The sequence below is a fragment of the Serratia sp. LTN-2 genome (assembly GCF_059740205.1).
This window is the reverse complement of the sequence record NZ_JCAXDO010000004.1, coordinates 52,238-67,555: the sequence shown is the minus strand read 5'-3', so window position 1 is coordinate 67,555 and position 15,318 is coordinate 52,238. Positions and strand designations below refer to the sequence as shown.

17 protein-coding genes and 1 tRNA gene are annotated in these 15,318 nt (G+C 55.1%); 7 read left to right on the top strand and 11 right to left on the bottom strand.

The genetic code is table 11. From position 1 onward, the window contains the following. Positions 1-735: 735 nt before the first annotated feature. The 9 genes from AC6BYQ_RS10180 to AC6BYQ_RS10140 form a co-directional block, all read right to left on the bottom strand. A complete protein-coding gene (locus tag AC6BYQ_RS10180) occupies positions 736-1,713 on the bottom strand; it encodes a reverse transcriptase domain-containing protein (RefSeq protein ID WP_498056824.1) in 978 nt (325 codons plus the stop codon). Next, positions 1,706-2,233: a fimbrial protein gene (locus tag AC6BYQ_RS10175; RefSeq protein ID WP_498056823.1), complete on the bottom strand. Its 528-nt coding sequence runs from the start codon at positions 2,231-2,233 to the stop codon at positions 1,706-1,708. Before AC6BYQ_RS10175 ends, AC6BYQ_RS10180 begins: the two co-directional genes overlap by 8 nt. Before the next feature lie 14 nt (positions 2,234-2,247). Further along, positions 2,248-2,724 carry a fimbrial protein gene (locus AC6BYQ_RS10170; RefSeq protein ID WP_498056822.1) on the bottom strand — a complete coding sequence of 159 codons (477 nt, stop codon included), beginning with the start codon at positions 2,722-2,724 and terminating at the stop codon, positions 2,248-2,250. A gap of 14 nt (positions 2,725-2,738) precedes the next feature. Further along, on the bottom strand, positions 2,739-3,236 hold the full coding sequence (locus AC6BYQ_RS10165; protein ID WP_498056821.1) for a fimbrial protein: 498 nt from the start codon (positions 3,234-3,236) through the stop codon (positions 2,739-2,741). A 10-nt stretch (positions 3,237-3,246) separates the two neighbouring features. Continuing rightward, on the bottom strand, positions 3,247-3,903 hold the full coding sequence (locus AC6BYQ_RS10160; RefSeq protein WP_498056820.1) for a fimbrial protein: 657 nt from the start codon (positions 3,901-3,903) through the stop codon (positions 3,247-3,249). A gap of 29 nt (positions 3,904-3,932) precedes the next feature. Next, positions 3,933-4,679, bottom strand: coding sequence for a fimbria/pilus periplasmic chaperone (locus AC6BYQ_RS10155; RefSeq protein WP_498056819.1), 747 nt, complete (start codon positions 4,677-4,679; stop codon positions 3,933-3,935). 24 nt (positions 4,680-4,703) lie between these two features. After that, positions 4,704-7,232, bottom strand: coding sequence for an outer membrane usher protein (locus tag AC6BYQ_RS10150; protein WP_498056818.1), 2,529 nt, complete (start codon positions 7,230-7,232; stop codon positions 4,704-4,706). 53 nt (positions 7,233-7,285) lie between these two features. Further along, positions 7,286-7,831 carry a fimbrial protein gene (locus tag AC6BYQ_RS10145; protein WP_498056902.1) on the bottom strand — a complete coding sequence of 182 codons (546 nt, stop codon included), beginning with the start codon at positions 7,829-7,831 and terminating at the stop codon, positions 7,286-7,288. 92 nt (positions 7,832-7,923) lie between these two features. After that, a complete protein-coding gene (locus AC6BYQ_RS10140; protein WP_498056817.1) occupies positions 7,924-8,448 on the bottom strand; it encodes a fimbrial protein in 525 nt (174 codons plus the stop codon). Positions 8,449-8,849: 401 nt separating this feature from the next. Here AC6BYQ_RS10140 and AC6BYQ_RS10135 point away from each other — a divergent pair, with 401 nt between their 5' ends. The 7 genes from AC6BYQ_RS10135 (at position 8,850) to AC6BYQ_RS10105 (ending at position 14,596) form a co-directional block, all read left to right on the top strand. Then, positions 8,850-9,665 carry a winged helix-turn-helix domain-containing protein gene (locus AC6BYQ_RS10135; protein ID WP_166729602.1) on the top strand — a complete coding sequence of 272 codons (816 nt, stop codon included), beginning with the start codon at positions 8,850-8,852 and terminating at the stop codon, positions 9,663-9,665. Beyond that, positions 9,662-10,129 (top strand): FidL-like protein, encoded by a 468-nt coding sequence (locus AC6BYQ_RS10130; RefSeq protein ID WP_063918782.1) that lies wholly within the window; start codon positions 9,662-9,664, stop codon positions 10,127-10,129. The genes AC6BYQ_RS10135 and AC6BYQ_RS10130 overlap by 4 nt, the downstream gene beginning before the upstream one ends. A 693-nt stretch (positions 10,130-10,822) precedes the next feature. Beyond that, on the top strand, positions 10,823-11,107 hold the full coding sequence (locus AC6BYQ_RS10125; protein ID WP_063918781.1) for a DUF3892 domain-containing protein: 285 nt from the start codon (positions 10,823-10,825) through the stop codon (positions 11,105-11,107). Between the two features lie 132 nt (positions 11,108-11,239). Further along, the gene (locus AC6BYQ_RS10120) at positions 11,240-12,463 is read left to right on the top strand and encodes an SMODS domain-containing nucleotidyltransferase (protein WP_498056816.1); all 1,224 of its coding nucleotides are present in this window, start codon (positions 11,240-11,242) and stop codon (positions 12,461-12,463) included. Between the two features lies 1 nt (position 12,464). After that, positions 12,465-12,944 carry a type II CBASS E2 protein gene (locus AC6BYQ_RS10115; RefSeq protein WP_498056815.1) on the top strand — a complete coding sequence of 160 codons (480 nt, stop codon included), beginning with the start codon at positions 12,465-12,467 and terminating at the stop codon, positions 12,942-12,944. Beyond that, positions 12,934-13,488, top strand: coding sequence for a 3'-5' exonuclease (locus AC6BYQ_RS10110; protein WP_498056814.1), 555 nt, complete (start codon positions 12,934-12,936; stop codon positions 13,486-13,488). Before AC6BYQ_RS10115 ends, AC6BYQ_RS10110 begins: the two co-directional genes overlap by 11 nt. 1 nt (position 13,489) lies before the next feature. Beyond that, entirely contained in the window at positions 13,490-14,596 is a 1,107-nt protein-coding gene (locus AC6BYQ_RS10105) for an SAVED domain-containing protein (protein ID WP_498056813.1), read from the top strand. Between the two features lie 212 nt (positions 14,597-14,808). Here the strand turns inward: AC6BYQ_RS10105 and AC6BYQ_RS10100 are convergent. After that, positions 14,809-14,884, bottom strand: a tRNA-Thr gene (locus AC6BYQ_RS10100). A gap of 162 nt (positions 14,885-15,046) precedes the next feature. Next, positions 15,047-15,271: a helix-turn-helix domain-containing protein gene (locus tag AC6BYQ_RS10095; RefSeq protein ID WP_063991162.1), complete on the bottom strand. Its 225-nt coding sequence runs from the start codon at positions 15,269-15,271 to the stop codon at positions 15,047-15,049. Positions 15,272-15,318 lie beyond the last annotated feature (47 nt).

Below are 15,318 nucleotides of genomic sequence, written 5' to 3'. Positions count from 1 at the left end.
CCCCAGCCCATCCCCCAATCCAGGATCACAACCTCAGTGGAGTTACCGTTCAGGGGGATTCGCTCGTTGTTAGTTGTCACTATACTTATCGTAGTATCACGAGTACACTCTACGGTCACATCCGGGATGTTACGACCTTGAATATTGGTTCCCGACGGGGTGGTCAGGTCAACATGGAGGTCAGTTGGATATATGGCACACGTTGGTTCGGGCATGTGCGATCTCGCGCAGTTAGAGATGATCGACCCAACCAGCATTTCTCCCCCTAATCGCCCGGCCACGGCAGTGCAGATCGTCGGGTCAAACGGGCCGGTGCCAGCCATAGGAATATCTACGATACGTGTTTTGTCACGCACGTCCCGCCACCATTCCCCGACCGTGGTGTATTCTGCCTCTGGACGAGGAGTAGACCAGCCACTTTTGTCGTAGCTCTCTGCGCTAGGATATCCACCGGGGAGTCCGTTCTCATCGAGAGTATAGAAAAACAGGCGGCACCCGGCCCGCCCGTAACATGGGTTTCTCCTTCCGTCGTTTTCATCCCCTGCGGCGGTTGCCCTGTATGGCTGCCAACCCAGGACCGCTTCGGATACGATGCTAACGAAGAGATTGGCATAGCACGGCCCCATAAAGCCGAATCCCAGGATACAAATCACGAACGGTAGTGTTCTTACGGTGCATAGCGAAAACCTTTTCATTGAATTTAGTCTCAGAGTTTAATTTATTTGGCAGAGATCGTTAAATATCATCCAATGGATGACCCAGAATACGCTCTGCCCATAATGTCCACCGTGCCTCGTACGTTCGCACCCGCAACTCAATCTCTGCCGATGACAGCTTCTGCCTGCAAGCCTGCTCGTAAAGTCGCGCGCGTCGCTCACGGTGATTTTCCAGCGCTCTTGGCGCTATGGTGGTCCCCTTGGGGGTAAACCACACTCCCAACCAGTCAAAACCCTGTGCAATCCTTCCCAATTGTGTTTTATCAGGGTGAACTTCAAAGCCCCCCAGGTTAAAAAATTCGTACAGCCGCTTAACGCTGCGCCGCAGTTGCCAGCGGGTGCGGGTAAACAACAAAAAGTCATCCATATAGCGCGTATACCACACGCCCTCCTTAGCGTTAAAAAAACTGTCCACATGGTGCAATAAGCTGCCGCCAATCAGCGGACTCAGCGCACAACCTCGGCAAATGCCGCTTGGCGGGGTATAAAACTCACCGCCGTCTTCGACGCTGTAATGCACGTATTGCTGCATCACATCGAACAGCACCGGGTCGGCCACCTGCCATTTCAGCTGATTGATCACCTGATGCTTACGGATATGCCGGTAGTAACCGCGAATGTCCGTTCGGTAGACAAAGGCATATTCTCCGCTGGCCAGGGCATCTCGTACTTCAGCCACCGAAACCACACTACCGCCATGCCCGCGCAAGTGCAGGCAACGAGCCGGTTTTGGCAGCAGCGGCTCTGCCAGCAGCGCGGCCCACTTCAATATCAGTGCATCTTGCGCGCACCACTGCACCCAACTGCGACCACCACGCCGCAACACCTGCATCGGCGCCAGCCGGTAATGCCCGTTTTGCAGTTGCTGCCAGAGGCGTTCGCTCTGCTGCGCCCAGTGAAAACGCAGATGCCAGATATCCGCATTAGGCGGTGCATGGCGGCGACGTTGGCACAGCCAGCGCCAGGCTGCTTGCCATGCCGCCACGCGGTTATTCATACTCCAGACTAAAGGTCGCCACCGCGCTGAACGGCCCACGCTCGATAGCCTTATGCGCCAGCGCCTGCGGCTCGCCCTGCACGTAAGCCAGCGCCACTAACCGATTAGTCCCACTCGCCAACGGCTGCGCCTTGCCCGGCTGGTTAATCGGCAGCGGCTCCCCTTGTGGGGTTTCCATGCCGATGGCGATACCGCTAGCCTGGCTGGCACCGCTCAGCGCCAACAACCCCGGCAACACGGCGCTTTCCGTGCCGCTGAAGGTCACCTTCACCGTTTTGCCCAGGCTAAGATCGCACTGCGCCAGGTGCAGCTCAAATGCCTGACCGGGCGTGCGGGTGTTCAGGTACAGGTATTTGTCGATCACCGTGTCGAAATCCAGTTCCACCGTTTCATCCCCCGGCGGGATCACGCACGGCTCCGCCACCAATGCGCCGTGCAGGCGCATGTTCTCAGCCGCCATACCCGGCTGCCCGCACAGCAGCCACACCGCTGCGGCACAGCTAACCGCTTTGCCAGCCATGCTGATTCTCCGCCTCATTGGTATACCGCCAGCAGCGTAGCGGTAGCCTCAAACGCCCCTTCCCTCAACGTCGCCCCCGGCCGCTTGACCGGCACCGCCTCTAGCGTTGGCAACGCATCCAGCCTGACGGCGATCGGTTGATTGAGGATAAGCCGCTTGCCGTTTTGCAGCAGACGCACCGCCAAATCCTCTACGTTGCTCGCGATCGCCGCCTCGTCGTAATCCGCCGGCGTGCCGACCACCTCCAGCGTCATACCCCAGGCGCCGGCACTCGGTGTGCAACTGACCCGGTAGTTCACCGGCTGCAGATAGTTAACGCCATCTACCTTGGTCACGCCGACCCGGTTGCCGAAATCAACCTCCACCTCGCCACCGTCGTTGATGGTACACGGCGGCGGCTCGATTAGAGTGCCGGAAAAACTCATGTTGTCCGCCGCTCCTGCGGCGCCGCTCAGCGCCATCAACAACAACATACCGCCATAGCCTGCCATTGCCTCTGCCCCTTTCACTGGTATTCCACCTTCATGGTCGCCCCGGCGGTAAACTTACCGCCGCTCAGGGTCGCTCCGGCCTGTTTCACCGGCACCGCCTCAAACTGCGGCAGGTTTGGATAGGTAAAGTTGATCCAGCTGTTGATCGGCTGCGGATTGCCGTTACGCAGCAGCGCGATGCCCAGGCCCTCCTTGTCGGTTCGTAGCACCTCGCCATCAAAGCCGGCGCCGTTACCCTGAATCTGAACCTTCATCGCATTGGAGGGCGCATTTTTACACTCCACCGAGTAGCTCACTGGCTGCTTTTTGTAACTGCCGTCGATGCGGGTAGTCATCACGTCGTTACCGAAGTTCACTTCGATCAGGTTATTGTTGTTAATCACGCAGGGCGGCGGCCCTACAATGGTCACCGTCACCCTGATGTTGCTGTAACCCGCCTGCGCCTGCGGCCCGAACAACGCCAATACCGCTAATCCGCAGACGGCTAAAAACCGTCTAACCGTCGCCTTCATGCTCACTCCCTTAGTCATAGCTGAGCTGAAAATCCACCACCGCCGCATAGGCGCCGGGCATTAATGGCGCACGGGTGCGCTCCGGCGCTACGGTATAATTCAGCGTATTCTGTCCTTCCGTCAGCGCCAGCGGTGCGCCGCGGCTGCCGAGGCGGATGTCCCTGCCGCGATCGTCGGTGATGCGCAGCGCCAGGCCGGAAGCGCCGCGCACTTTTACCAACTGCGGGTTGTCGGCATCCGCCGGCGCGATAAAGCGGACCGCCACCGCCGGTTGCTGTGCGTTCCATAGCAGGTTGCCGCTGTGTTCGTCGCGATTGGCAGCGGGCGTGCGCAGGCAATCGTGCAACCTGAGTTGCAGGCTCACCGGCGCACCGCGGTCGCCCGCCTGCACCAGCTGCGCCGTGCCGATATTGCCCAGCCGCACCTCCTGATAAGCGGAAGCCATCTCCAGCCGGCAGGCGCTTTCCGTCAGCTCACCACGCACATGCAGCACACCGTGCGCGCCTTCCACCCGCCAGTTGTCCGCGGCCATTGCCGACGGCAGCAGCCATAACATCACGCACAGGCACAGCGGCACCATCAGCACCGCCGCCGCAATTACCAGGGCATACATCCATTCGTGGCGATGATAATCGCCGCCGTTCAACCATCGGGCTCTTGTTTGCATCGTTCGTCCGCCTGCTGCTTTGATTACGCTTATTTGCCGCCCGCCACTGCCTGGCAGCTTGCCCCGCTACAGTTAAAGGCCAATTGCGGACGCCCGCCGTAGTCGTTGATATAAGTCAACACCGGCGCGTTGCCCAGCACAGAGGCGGCGATCTTCAACGGCGCGCTGCCCTTAGGTGGCACCATCAGCGGCTCAAAGCCCGGCGCGCTGATACCCTTTTTGCTGCCGGCGTCAACCAACGTGACATAGTATGGCGTCGGATTATTCACCTGATAGCTATCGCCCTGTTTGGTCAGCGTCAGCTTCTCCTGCCACGGCGCAGTAGTTTCCGGGTTAGTTACCGCAATCGCCTTCGGCCGGTAGAACAATTTGATCCGGGTTTGCAGCGCCAGCTGCAACGTATTCGGCTTGTCGCTCTTCGGAGGGATCTCGCGCAGATTGAAATAGAACAGCGTTTCACGATCCTGCGGCAGCGTATTAGCCGCCGGTAGCCCCTGCACCTTCACCTGGCTCTTGGCGCCCGGCTCTAGCCTCTGTACCGGCGGTAGCACCGTCAGCGGGCTGCCGATCTTTTTGCCGCTGGCGTCCTCAATCCACCCCTGCGCCAGATACGGCAACTGCTTATTTTCATTACTGATCGTCATACTGACCGATTTGTCACCGCCGCTGAAAATCACCCGGGTTCTGTCCAGCGCGATGGCAGCGAAGGCCTGCTGGGCGCACAGCACCCCGATCAGGCCGCTCGTGATAACGGTTATTGCATGCTTGGTTTTCATTGCTCTCTACTCTTCAAAAAGGATTTATGTCTTGCTGGCGGCCACCGGGCCGCAAGGCAGTAACAGGTTGGCCATCTGGCTCGGCGTTAACGTCTGCGGCAGGTTAAAACCGCACTGCTCCGCGCCGCCCCATTCCACGCTCATCGCTTCGCCGGGGTTGATACCGCTCAGGTACACTTCGCCATTGTCGTTGACGATGCCTACCTCTTGCCTCTTGCCATTGCGCACCGTGGCGCCAAACGGCGGCGCGCTGCCATCCGCCAGCCGCACCACCGCCATCGCCTTCTCACCGGCGATCACCTCGAAGTGGCGGTAGCCGATGGCGCCTTCGGTCAGCGTGGCCTGCGCCACCGTCTGGCTGACCTCGGCGTTTTCCGGTAACGTATTCAGATCGATGCTGAACTGGTTGCGGTAATAGCTGCCCACATCCACCACCACCGCCTTGCCAAAGGCATTGCTCAGAGTCGGCGCGCTGTAGCCGCGGATCGGGATACCCGGCACGCCGTCGGTATCCAGCAACATGCGGGTACCGCCACTTACGCTGCTGCGATGCAACGCCGCCCCTTTCAGCGTGGCGGTCATGCCGCCCTGCAGCGACAGCCCCAGCGAGCTGTACTGCCCGGCCTGGTAACTGGCGCTGGCGTTCAGCTGGCTGAGATCGCCCTGGTGGCTGTAGTAGCCGCTGGCGGTGGCGCCGCTGCGCGCGGCGCCTGCGCTCAGCTGATAGGTGTCACGTTCGTTAAGCCGGTCGTAATAACCTACCTGATGGCTGCTGTCGTTGCGGTTGTAGCTGCCGCTGTAGCTCAACGAGCCGTTGCTGCCCCACGGCAGCGACAGCGACAGATACATGCCGTCGTCGTTGGTGCCGTTATATTTGTTGCGATAGCCGGTCAGCGACAGGCTGACATTACGGAAGCGCCCTAGATCGAAATAGCGCGACAGCGTCAGGTTGTAACGGTCATTCGCCGGCCGGTCCCAGTAGGTCTGGTGGTTGTAGTTGAGATAGGCACTCAACCCCAGGTCCCGAAACTGCTGGTTAAAGGTGATGGTGTACATCTCCTTGCTGCTGTTATGGCGCGTGCCGTACGTACGAGCATCGAGGTACTCGCTCATCGACATATAGTTACGTTCCGAGAAACGGTAGCCGGCGAAGGTTACCTGGCTGTCGTAGTCGTCGAAGCGCTTGGAATAGCTCAACCGGTACGAACCGCCACTCAAAGTGCCCTGCTGCGGCAAGCGGGCGCGCGACTGAGTGGCATCGAACGACAGAGCGCCAAACATCATCAGGTCGCGCCCCACCCCCAGCGCCAACGCGTTGTAATCACCGCCGGCCACGCCGCCGCCGTACAGTGACCAGCCGTTGCTTACCCCCCAAGAGAACTCGCCGGTACCGAACATCGGCCCGTTGCTGTGATGCTGCCAGTCCGCCGGCCGGCCGGCCGCCAGCTTGTAGCGCACCGATCCAGGACGGGTCAGGTACGGGATGCTGGCAGTGTCCATTTGGAATTCCTGCACGCTGCCGTCCTGTTCTTCCACCCGCACGTCCAGCTGGCCGCTGACCGCATCGTTAATGTCCTGAATGCGAAACGGCCCCGCCGCCACCTGGGTCTCATACAACACGCGCCCCTGCTGGCGAATAATCACTTTGGCATTGCTGCGCGCCACGCCGGTGACCTCCGGCGCATAGCCGCGCAGGTTGGGAGGCAACATGTTGTCGTCGGTCACCAGACTGGCGCCGGCAAAGCGGAAGCTGTCGAAAATGTTGGAGTTCAGGTAGTCCTCCCCCATCGTCAGCCGCGCGCCAAGCTTCGGCAGCGCACGATAGGCGTAATAGCGGCTCCAGTCCCAACTGGTGCGGGTCGGCTCACCGGAGCCGCCCTGATGCTCCAGCCGCGATTGCCAGTCGGCGCGCAGCCGCCAGGCGCCAAGGTTGCCCCCCAGCGTGCCGTTACCGCTGAGGTTATAGCTCTGCGTGCCCTGCTTTTGCTGGCGCTGGCTTTGCGCATTCAGGTTGTAATCGAACAGCAAGCCGGGAATGCCGTTATCCCAGCGCGAAGGCGGATCCCAATTTTCCGCGGTATATTCCAGATAGGCCTGCGGAATGCTCAGATACAGTGCCGCAGCGCCTAAATCGCCACGCACTTCCATCCCCTCCAGGCTGCGGGGATCCAGACACTGTTTTTGGTGCCACCAGGTCAGCTTTTGCAACGCGTTCTCTTTCAATCCCAACTGATCCACCAACTGCGGCGTAATACAGGCCTCACTGCCTTTGGCGTCGTTATCCGGCGGGTAATACGCCACCGGCTGATCGGGTAATGTTTGCTTATTGATATGTACGGCAAAGAGATAATCGCCGGGCATGATAAAATTGCCGCGAGAAAACTGCCCCAGGTCAATATTGGCGCGATCCTTTACGTCCAGCACGTCGATATTAAATTCAATATCGGCGGCATTGGCCCAGTTCGCCTGCCCCGCCAGAGCGAAAGAGATTAAAACACCTAAAATTCGCGGCCGCATTTTCCCTACGCAGCCATATGACGGAGTCGTTAACATCCGCAGACCCTTATCGACAGTTGTGTTAAAACACACAGACATTTTTAAACAGATCAGTAATAATCCATTTTAAATCGTACGGTGGAGGAGTATTCTCCCGCTTTTAATATTTGATTATTCCCCACCAATCGCAGACCGTAACTAAACGTCATTCCACCCGGGCGAATATCATTTTTTGCCATAGGCAATCCAGGTGTAGCGATATTTCCGCCCTCATCGGTAATTTGCAGGGCAACCCCACCGGCACTGCCGTCAATACCGAAATAACCGGCATCCTCCCTGCCGTCAAAAGTCACTTCAAAATATCGCCAGTCTTCCAACGCCGGGTTGAATTTCTCCAACACACAATTCACCAGGGTAATACTGAAAGCCTGCCGTTCTCCCTGACCATCACGCATAATTTGACTGACGGGCAAAGTCGCCATTCGAATGGTTTGATCGATGCTATCGGTATCAATCGCACAGGCGGAAGCGATAATGCGGCCATTCATGGTTACTTCGCCATACCCTTGATTGGCGGATAATGTCGGGGAGGAATACAGCATAACCTGAGCCAGCATGGCGCTCAGAAATATCCATTTATCCGATAATGGGCCCATACCTTTCCCCACGTCGCGATAATTAAACATGTCAGAAACAGCATGCGGGTTTCCCCGCATGCGATTAACCATGCGAAATAATCGTCACGGGATTACTGGTAGGCCAGGGTAAAGTCGGCTACGGAGCTGAATTCGCCCGGAACGATTGCGGCTGAAGCGCCGTCGCCCTGCAGGTGCGCGCTAAAGCGCAGGGTAGTTTGGCCGTTTTCAATTTCTTGTGCCTTGCTGGCAGTGCCCAGTGGCAATTGTTTACCATCTACATCGTTGATGGAGATGCTGGCGCCACGGGCAGAACCTTTCAGCGCCAGCAGTCCAGGAGCAGCCTCAGACTCAGCACCAGTAAAGGTGGTCGTCAGGGTTGTTGCGGTTTTCACATCACAGCCAACCAGCTTGATTAAAAAATCTTGCGGGTTAGACTTGCCGCCATCTTTCAGTTGTGCGGAAGCAATGTCGCCCAGTTTGACGGTCTGATCTACACTTTCCGGCTCAATAGAGCAAGGCGCATCAATGATGGAGCCTTTAAAGGTAACGGTGCCAGACCCCTGATTGGCCGCATTAGCCATAGAGATAGTGCCCAGAGTCATTACGGCCGCCAGCATGATTTTGTTCAGTTTCATCGTGTTAATTCCATATATACAATAAATTTAATAGAAAAGAGCCCTGCGCAAACGCCCTACTCTTTTTGTTTCGCCTTCTTCACCGGCACAGTCGGGAGACGTTTCCTCGCTGATTCGGCGATGTGTAAATGCTAATGCCCAATCGCCATGCCAGCAAAATAAACTAAATAAATGAACAAATACAACATTAAACACCGAAAAAAACCAATTTTTTATTTTTATATTCCAATAATTATCAAAAAAACGACAAATTAAGGAGTTTGAAACAAACAGGAGAAATATAATTTTTCTATTTTTATATTTAACTCAACTCGAGATAAGATTTTTCTTGAAAACTTTATGCCGTGCGATAGGATATTGACTAATTCAAACACCGGCCCCCTTACGCGAAATCGATAAAAATGAAATACATAATAAATAAATTCGTTGTTTTTGATTCAAATGAACTGACGCTTCATCTTTATGAGAACAGCCAGGTAGTTACCCGGCTGACTAAACCTGCCACCCGTTTGCTGTTGGAGCTAATACAAAACAACAGAATCAGCATGGCCAGAGATGATTTACTTGAAAAGGTATGGCTGACGTATGGATTCGCGGCTTCCAACGCCGGATTGAATAATTACATTAGCGAGTTACGCAAGGCCTTCTCTTTATTGGGCTGCGATCACGAAATCATTATCACTATCCCTAAGTTAGGTTTCAGGCTGGAGGCAGAGATTGACCTGTTTGATTTCGTACCTAGCAGATTAGCGGCCGTTGCAGATGAAAAGGCTTCTTCTGAAAATAATGATGTACCTCTGGACACCACGCTGGAAGAACACTCTATTCCTGAACGTTCCCCTTCATTCTTGCGCCAGAGAGTCATTATCTTTTCAGCCGTGATTATCCTTGGCATTATAGTTGCTATCGTTATCCTGAAGATGACAAATCAAGACGGCTATCCTTACCAGAAGATCGCCACCCTCGACCAATGTGAAATTTATGGGCTGGGGAAACTGCGGCACAGTCTCAATAATGAGTTAACTGTACGCATAAGTGGGATCCTAAAGCACGAAGAGGTAGATTGTAAGAACATCCCCAGCGATGTTTTCTATCTGGAGGATCGAATCAATAAAAACTCCGTTCGGGCCGACCTGGTATCCGTTTGCAGCAAAACCGGTGGCCACCATTACGATACGTGCTTCAATATCAAAAGCCAGAGAAACACATCAAAATGAAAAAACTGCTTATAACGGTCAATACCCTGTTGTTTCTGTTATTTTTTTCGTTCGGCATGCATGCGGAAGAACCTTTTAAGTGCACCTCACACTACAAAACGTTCATACAAAAAGACAAAGGATTCACGCTGTTTGATGGCCGCCTCACCCTGTTCCTGAAAAATGAACACGAAGGTTTTTTTAGCCTGCTGGGGAAAGTCAAAACCGATGAGAACAGCTACCTGCTTTCCAGATTCAGCTATTTTACTCTGGCGCCGCAGAAGATAAATCAGGTCAAACAGGCGAATATCAGCAAGGTGATTACGCATCCGAGCGACACCACGCCAGAAGACCTTTGGCTGGCGGACATCTTACCGGCATTGCCCGGCATCGATTTTCAGATAGAGATATGGCGCCTGAAAGATAACCTGATATTGGTAAAATCCATCAATACCGGCTATCTTATCTGCGCGGCGGACCGGTAATTTATCTCAAATAGCTAAATTAGCATCGGTGATCGCCTGGATGACCGATGCTTAGCGGCCGTTCACCTGTGTAGATCCCACACCACAAAACCGCCAGATCATATCATCCTATTTTTATTTATAAATCAGCCGCCTGACGAGCAGCATATATCGGGTTTGCTTGGCTCTAGCGAATCCATCAGACGCCATCTGTACGATGGTGCCGCTCATGTAACTGAGACGCAAATGGCTGTGACATGGTTAGCTCAGTCGCTTGACCAGAGGTGCCTCTCATAGTTTATGAGAAAGCAGGCTGCCATATGCCAAGTAAACAATAACATTTCTTATTTTTTCAGTTCATTGCTGGCTAAAGCCATTCGCATCAACAGAAACACGCCCTATTAATCTCATAGCGAAAACGCTAAGAAAACCTCGCCTAAAAATATAATTTACAAATATTATTCATCAAAATTATAAAATAACGCACTCAAAAATAAAAAAACCTTATTTAATATTGACTTTAATAAAAACAAAAAACATGATTAACACGGCTAATATAATTAGCCTCACCATCAATAAAAGCCAACTTATCATTAGTTTACTATGGATTCATTACGGCTGTTTCGCACAGATTATCTAAAAACACATCAAGCCTCATAGTTAAACCTTACCATTGCGCCTATGCGTAAATATTCCGAGAATCAAGGAGTTTCTATGTCAGACCATCAAGTTACCTGTATCAAAAAATCCGACCGTCAAAATGCGCATGAGCGCATTCAGGCTATCGGCGGCGTCAATGCTGATGGCACCCGCTGGTCACTGCCCCAGGCAGATGCCATTGCCGGTATCGAGGCAGGCACCTGGCGTTTTTGGGTCACTGCCAATGGCCATTCCGTCTGGGTGATTGTCTCAACCAGCGCGGCGGGCAATAAATACCTCAAAACGCAAAATGACGGTGAACAGCCTAATAACCTGCTGAGCCTGCCGGAATGTCCCTGACGTCACCCGAGTTTCATGACTGATACGGTTTGTGGGCCCGCTTGCGGCCCATCGCTTCACCCCTTTTTATTATTGGCCGCTGTGGCGTTCTCACGCCCGCAGTACAGCGGCCCCATAGCATAAGGAAATACTATGTACGGTTCCACTACCGCCAGAAACCTGCCGGCAGGAAAAAAGCAGCGTATCGCCGATTTATTATCGCAAATTATTGAAACGCTGGATCTCACCAAAACCCAATATGCCAACATCGAAAGTGCCTATAACGGGGTCGGCACCTTCCTGGCTGAAGGCGACGATCCGCTGCTGCAAGACGCCGTTATTTACCCGCAGGGCAGCGTGCGGCTCAACACCACCGTTAAGCCCAAAAATGAAGAGCAATACGATATTGACCTGATTTGTTATCTGCCACATGCCACCCAGGCGGATTATACCGGCGTGATATCGGCCATTCGCCAACGGTTGGAATCACATAAAACCTACAAAACGCTATTAAGTGAGTTACCGCGCGGGTTTCGCATCAATTACGCCGGGGATTACCATCTGGATATCACGCCGGGGCGCGATCACACCGGCGCAGCACATCCGGGCCAGCCGCTGTGGGTCGTGGATGCACAAACCGCCTGGAAGGAGTCCAACCCCAGCGGCTACGCCGAGTGGTTCGAGAGCAGCGCCAGCGCGCAGCCCCTGCGCACCATTCTGGTCATGGATTCCGCCAGCCGCGTCGGCACCGAAGCGCTACTCCCGCTGCCGGACAGCAGCGATAAAAAATTGCTTAATCGCATCGTACAAATTCTCAAACGCCACCGTGACGAATGGGCCATCGAGCAGGATGAGGTCCGGCAGCGCTGCCGCCCGATTTCGGTCATCATCACCACACTGGCGTGCCATGCCTACAACCACATCATTGCTGACAGGCGCGCCTACGACAACGACCTGGATATCCTGTTAGACGTCCTGGAACTGATGCCGAATTTCATCGTGTCGACACAGAGAGAAATACAGGTCAGCAACCCGCACATGCCGGAGGAAAACTTCGCCGAGAAGTGGAACCGTTCAGAGCAGGATGAGGGCCCTCAGCGCAGCGAAGCCTTTTACCAGTGGCATGCCGCGGCCCAGGCGACGTTTAACACCATCGCCGCCAGCGTGGGGGAAGATAACCTGTTCCTGAGCCTCGAAGACAGCTTCGGCAAAGACCCGGTCGATGTCGTCAGGCAACGTCTGATGGAGCATATGCAGTCAGCCAGAGAACAAGGCAGCCTGCATCTTGACAAGAAAACCGGCGGGCTGATTGCCACCGGCCTCGCCGGTACGGCAGCCCAGGCCGGCGTGCCTAAAAACACCTTCTACGGTGACTAACGTGGTTATCAGGCATCACTGCAAACCGCTGACCATCGCTCAGCAATATCGCGCGTTGAAAGCCGGCGGCCCATATGAACGGTTGCGCATTATCCATCACGACCGCACCCTGCTGTGGGAAGGGTGGCTGCAGCCCTCGCTGTTCAGCCGCCGCTACAGGGTCGCGGTTCGGTACAGCCTCGGCACCCCACCCATTTGCGTGGTGACAGAACCTGACCTTTTCGCACTCGCTGGCACGCGGGCCATCCCGCACCTGTATCCCGCCGACAGGCATATTCCCGGCGCGCGGCTGTGCCTGTTTTTGCCCCGTTCACAGGCCGACGATGGGCTCAGCGAATGGCGCGCCCAGTTAAAAATCAGCGACACCCTCATTCCCTGGGCGTCGCTCTGGCTGTTTTATTTTGAACAGTGGCTGCACACCGGCCACTGGGAAGGCGGCGGCAAGCACCCACGCCCCAGCGAGGTTAAAAATGAGCGTTGAACATGAAGGCTTTATCTCGGTCGATATTGAAACCGCCGGCCCCATCCCCGGCGTGTGCAGCCTGCTCTCCATCGGCGCCTGCGTCATCGGCCGCCCGGTGGAGCGCTTTTACATTGAAGTGCAGCCGCTGAATCTGCATTACGAGCCTGAAGCGCTGGCCGTCACCGATTTCAACCTGCAGACCCAAATAACGCGCGGCACTGACCCGAAAGAGGCCATGCAGCAATTTGCCCACTGGGTAACATCCGTCACCGACGCCACGAGCAAACCGATTTTTGTCGGTTTCAATGCGGCGTTCGACTGGTCATTCATCAATTACTACTTTCACGTTTATCTCGGCCATAACCCGTTTGGCTTTGCCGCCCTCGATATCAAGGCTCTGTACATGGGCGCCACCGGCTGCGACTGGCAGGACACCCGCTCCAGCCGTATCGACGCCCGATTTAATCTCAAAAACCACGGCAGCCACAACGCGCTGGATGACGCACTGTATCAGGCCGAGATGTTTGTGAAAATCAACGCACACATGAGGGAAAAACGCTGACATGGAAACGGTAAAATACATTCTGATCAAGCTGGTCGACTGGAAAACGCGCCAACGGAAAATCCAGTACCTCATCATGCTGCTGGGTGCCGGGCTCCTGGGGGGGAACAACTTGCTGGGGAAGGCGTTAACGCTGGAGAAAGGCGATGCCCGCTTTTCGCTGGCCGTCTCGGAGGGGAATGTCATCTCGGACTCTGCCGTCACGTTTGTGGCGGTGTTTATCATTCTGGGGGGATTTGTCTGGCTGCTGGTCGACGCCTACCGGGAGGCTAAAATCACGGTGCGCAAAAAGGGGGTGGTCATCGAAGGGAGAGCGCTGCGCAAAGTCGCGACAACGCCGCTGCACAAAACGGTCTCGCGTCATTTCAACGGAAAGATAGACGCATTAACCCTCGATATGACGCAGCGGATGCGGGATGGCGCAATCAGTCACCCGGAAGAGGCCTTTGACGACAATATCAGCACGCTGGCCAGCAATATCGCCACCCGCATTGACGGTATCGACCATCAGGACTTGACGCTGGTGTATGGCGGGCAATTGCCGGTTCCGTTCACCTTCTACATTGGCGCCATTCTCGATGACAATGGCCCGGTCTGCGTCTATGACTGGGACAGAGCGCAAGAGGCCTGGCGGTTGATTGACAACAAGGCCGACGACGACGGCGACGATTTTACCCTGATGGAAAGCCTCGTCACCTCAGCGGCCAAAGATGTGGTGCTGGCGGTCTCGGTGTCCTACCAGGCGGACATTGCGGCCATACGCCAAACCTTCCCGGCCTACCCGCTGTCGCATCTCTCCCTGAGCTCCACAACGCTCGGTAATCACTGGTCGCTGTCCAAACAAACCCGGCTGGCGCTGCAATTTATCGAGCAGGTCAAAATGCTGACGGCGTGCGGCGCCGAACGCATCCACGTGATTTTGGCCGCCCCCAGCAGCATTGCGCTCAATTTTGGCCGCCGTTATGACCACCGCAACCTGGCGCAACTCATTGTTTATCAGTATGAGAAAGAACAGCAGCCGGCCTATCCTTGGGGGGGCGTGATGCCCACGCAGGCTCAGCGACGGGGCGCGGTGGTTAAGCCTCCCGCCGTTTCCTCATCCGGCTGACTGTCAGAGTGTCATGCGGTTGAGAGGAAAATAACGTCGCTGCGCTGGGAGAGTGTTATTACATTCTCTCAGCGTTTACGGCACCACATAGCCGAAGGCCGTCAGGTGCGTAATATGCCGTGAGCCTTTTCCAGCATCAACGCAAGCTGGCGTGGTACACAACGCTGCATTGCAATGCTTGCAAGAGAAACAGAGAGAATCTGAAGAAGAGATGGTGCCGATAATAGGAGTCGAACCTACGACCTTCGCATTACGAATGCGCTGCTCTACCAACTGAGCTATATCGGCATCGAGCCGGGCCTGCGGGGCAAGCCGGAAGTGCGTTGAACAAGGTAGACCTGTGCACGAAATGAGTCAATAGCCGCCGGGGCGTTTGGTTGTTTTATCATCAGCGGCGATTTGAAGGCCGTACCACACGAGCATCAACGCGGCTCGTGTAGCTCCCGTCATTCACTCACGGTGCATCATAGCGCCATATCTTGAAGGCCATATTTCCGCCGGCGCCAACTCCAATGCTTCAGCGATCAGCCTCTCCCCTTTTGGCCAATGTCGAGCCAAAGCATTGCCTAACGTAGAAGATGCCAATCCAGCTTTTCTGGAAACTGCCGCCAAAGTCGTGCCCTTCTTCTTCAAAGCGGCGATGACGTCCGCCGGATGCCAATCTTGTTTATCCATCATGTTTAATCCTCCTGATTACCTTGCCCCGTAATTATCCCGTTTTG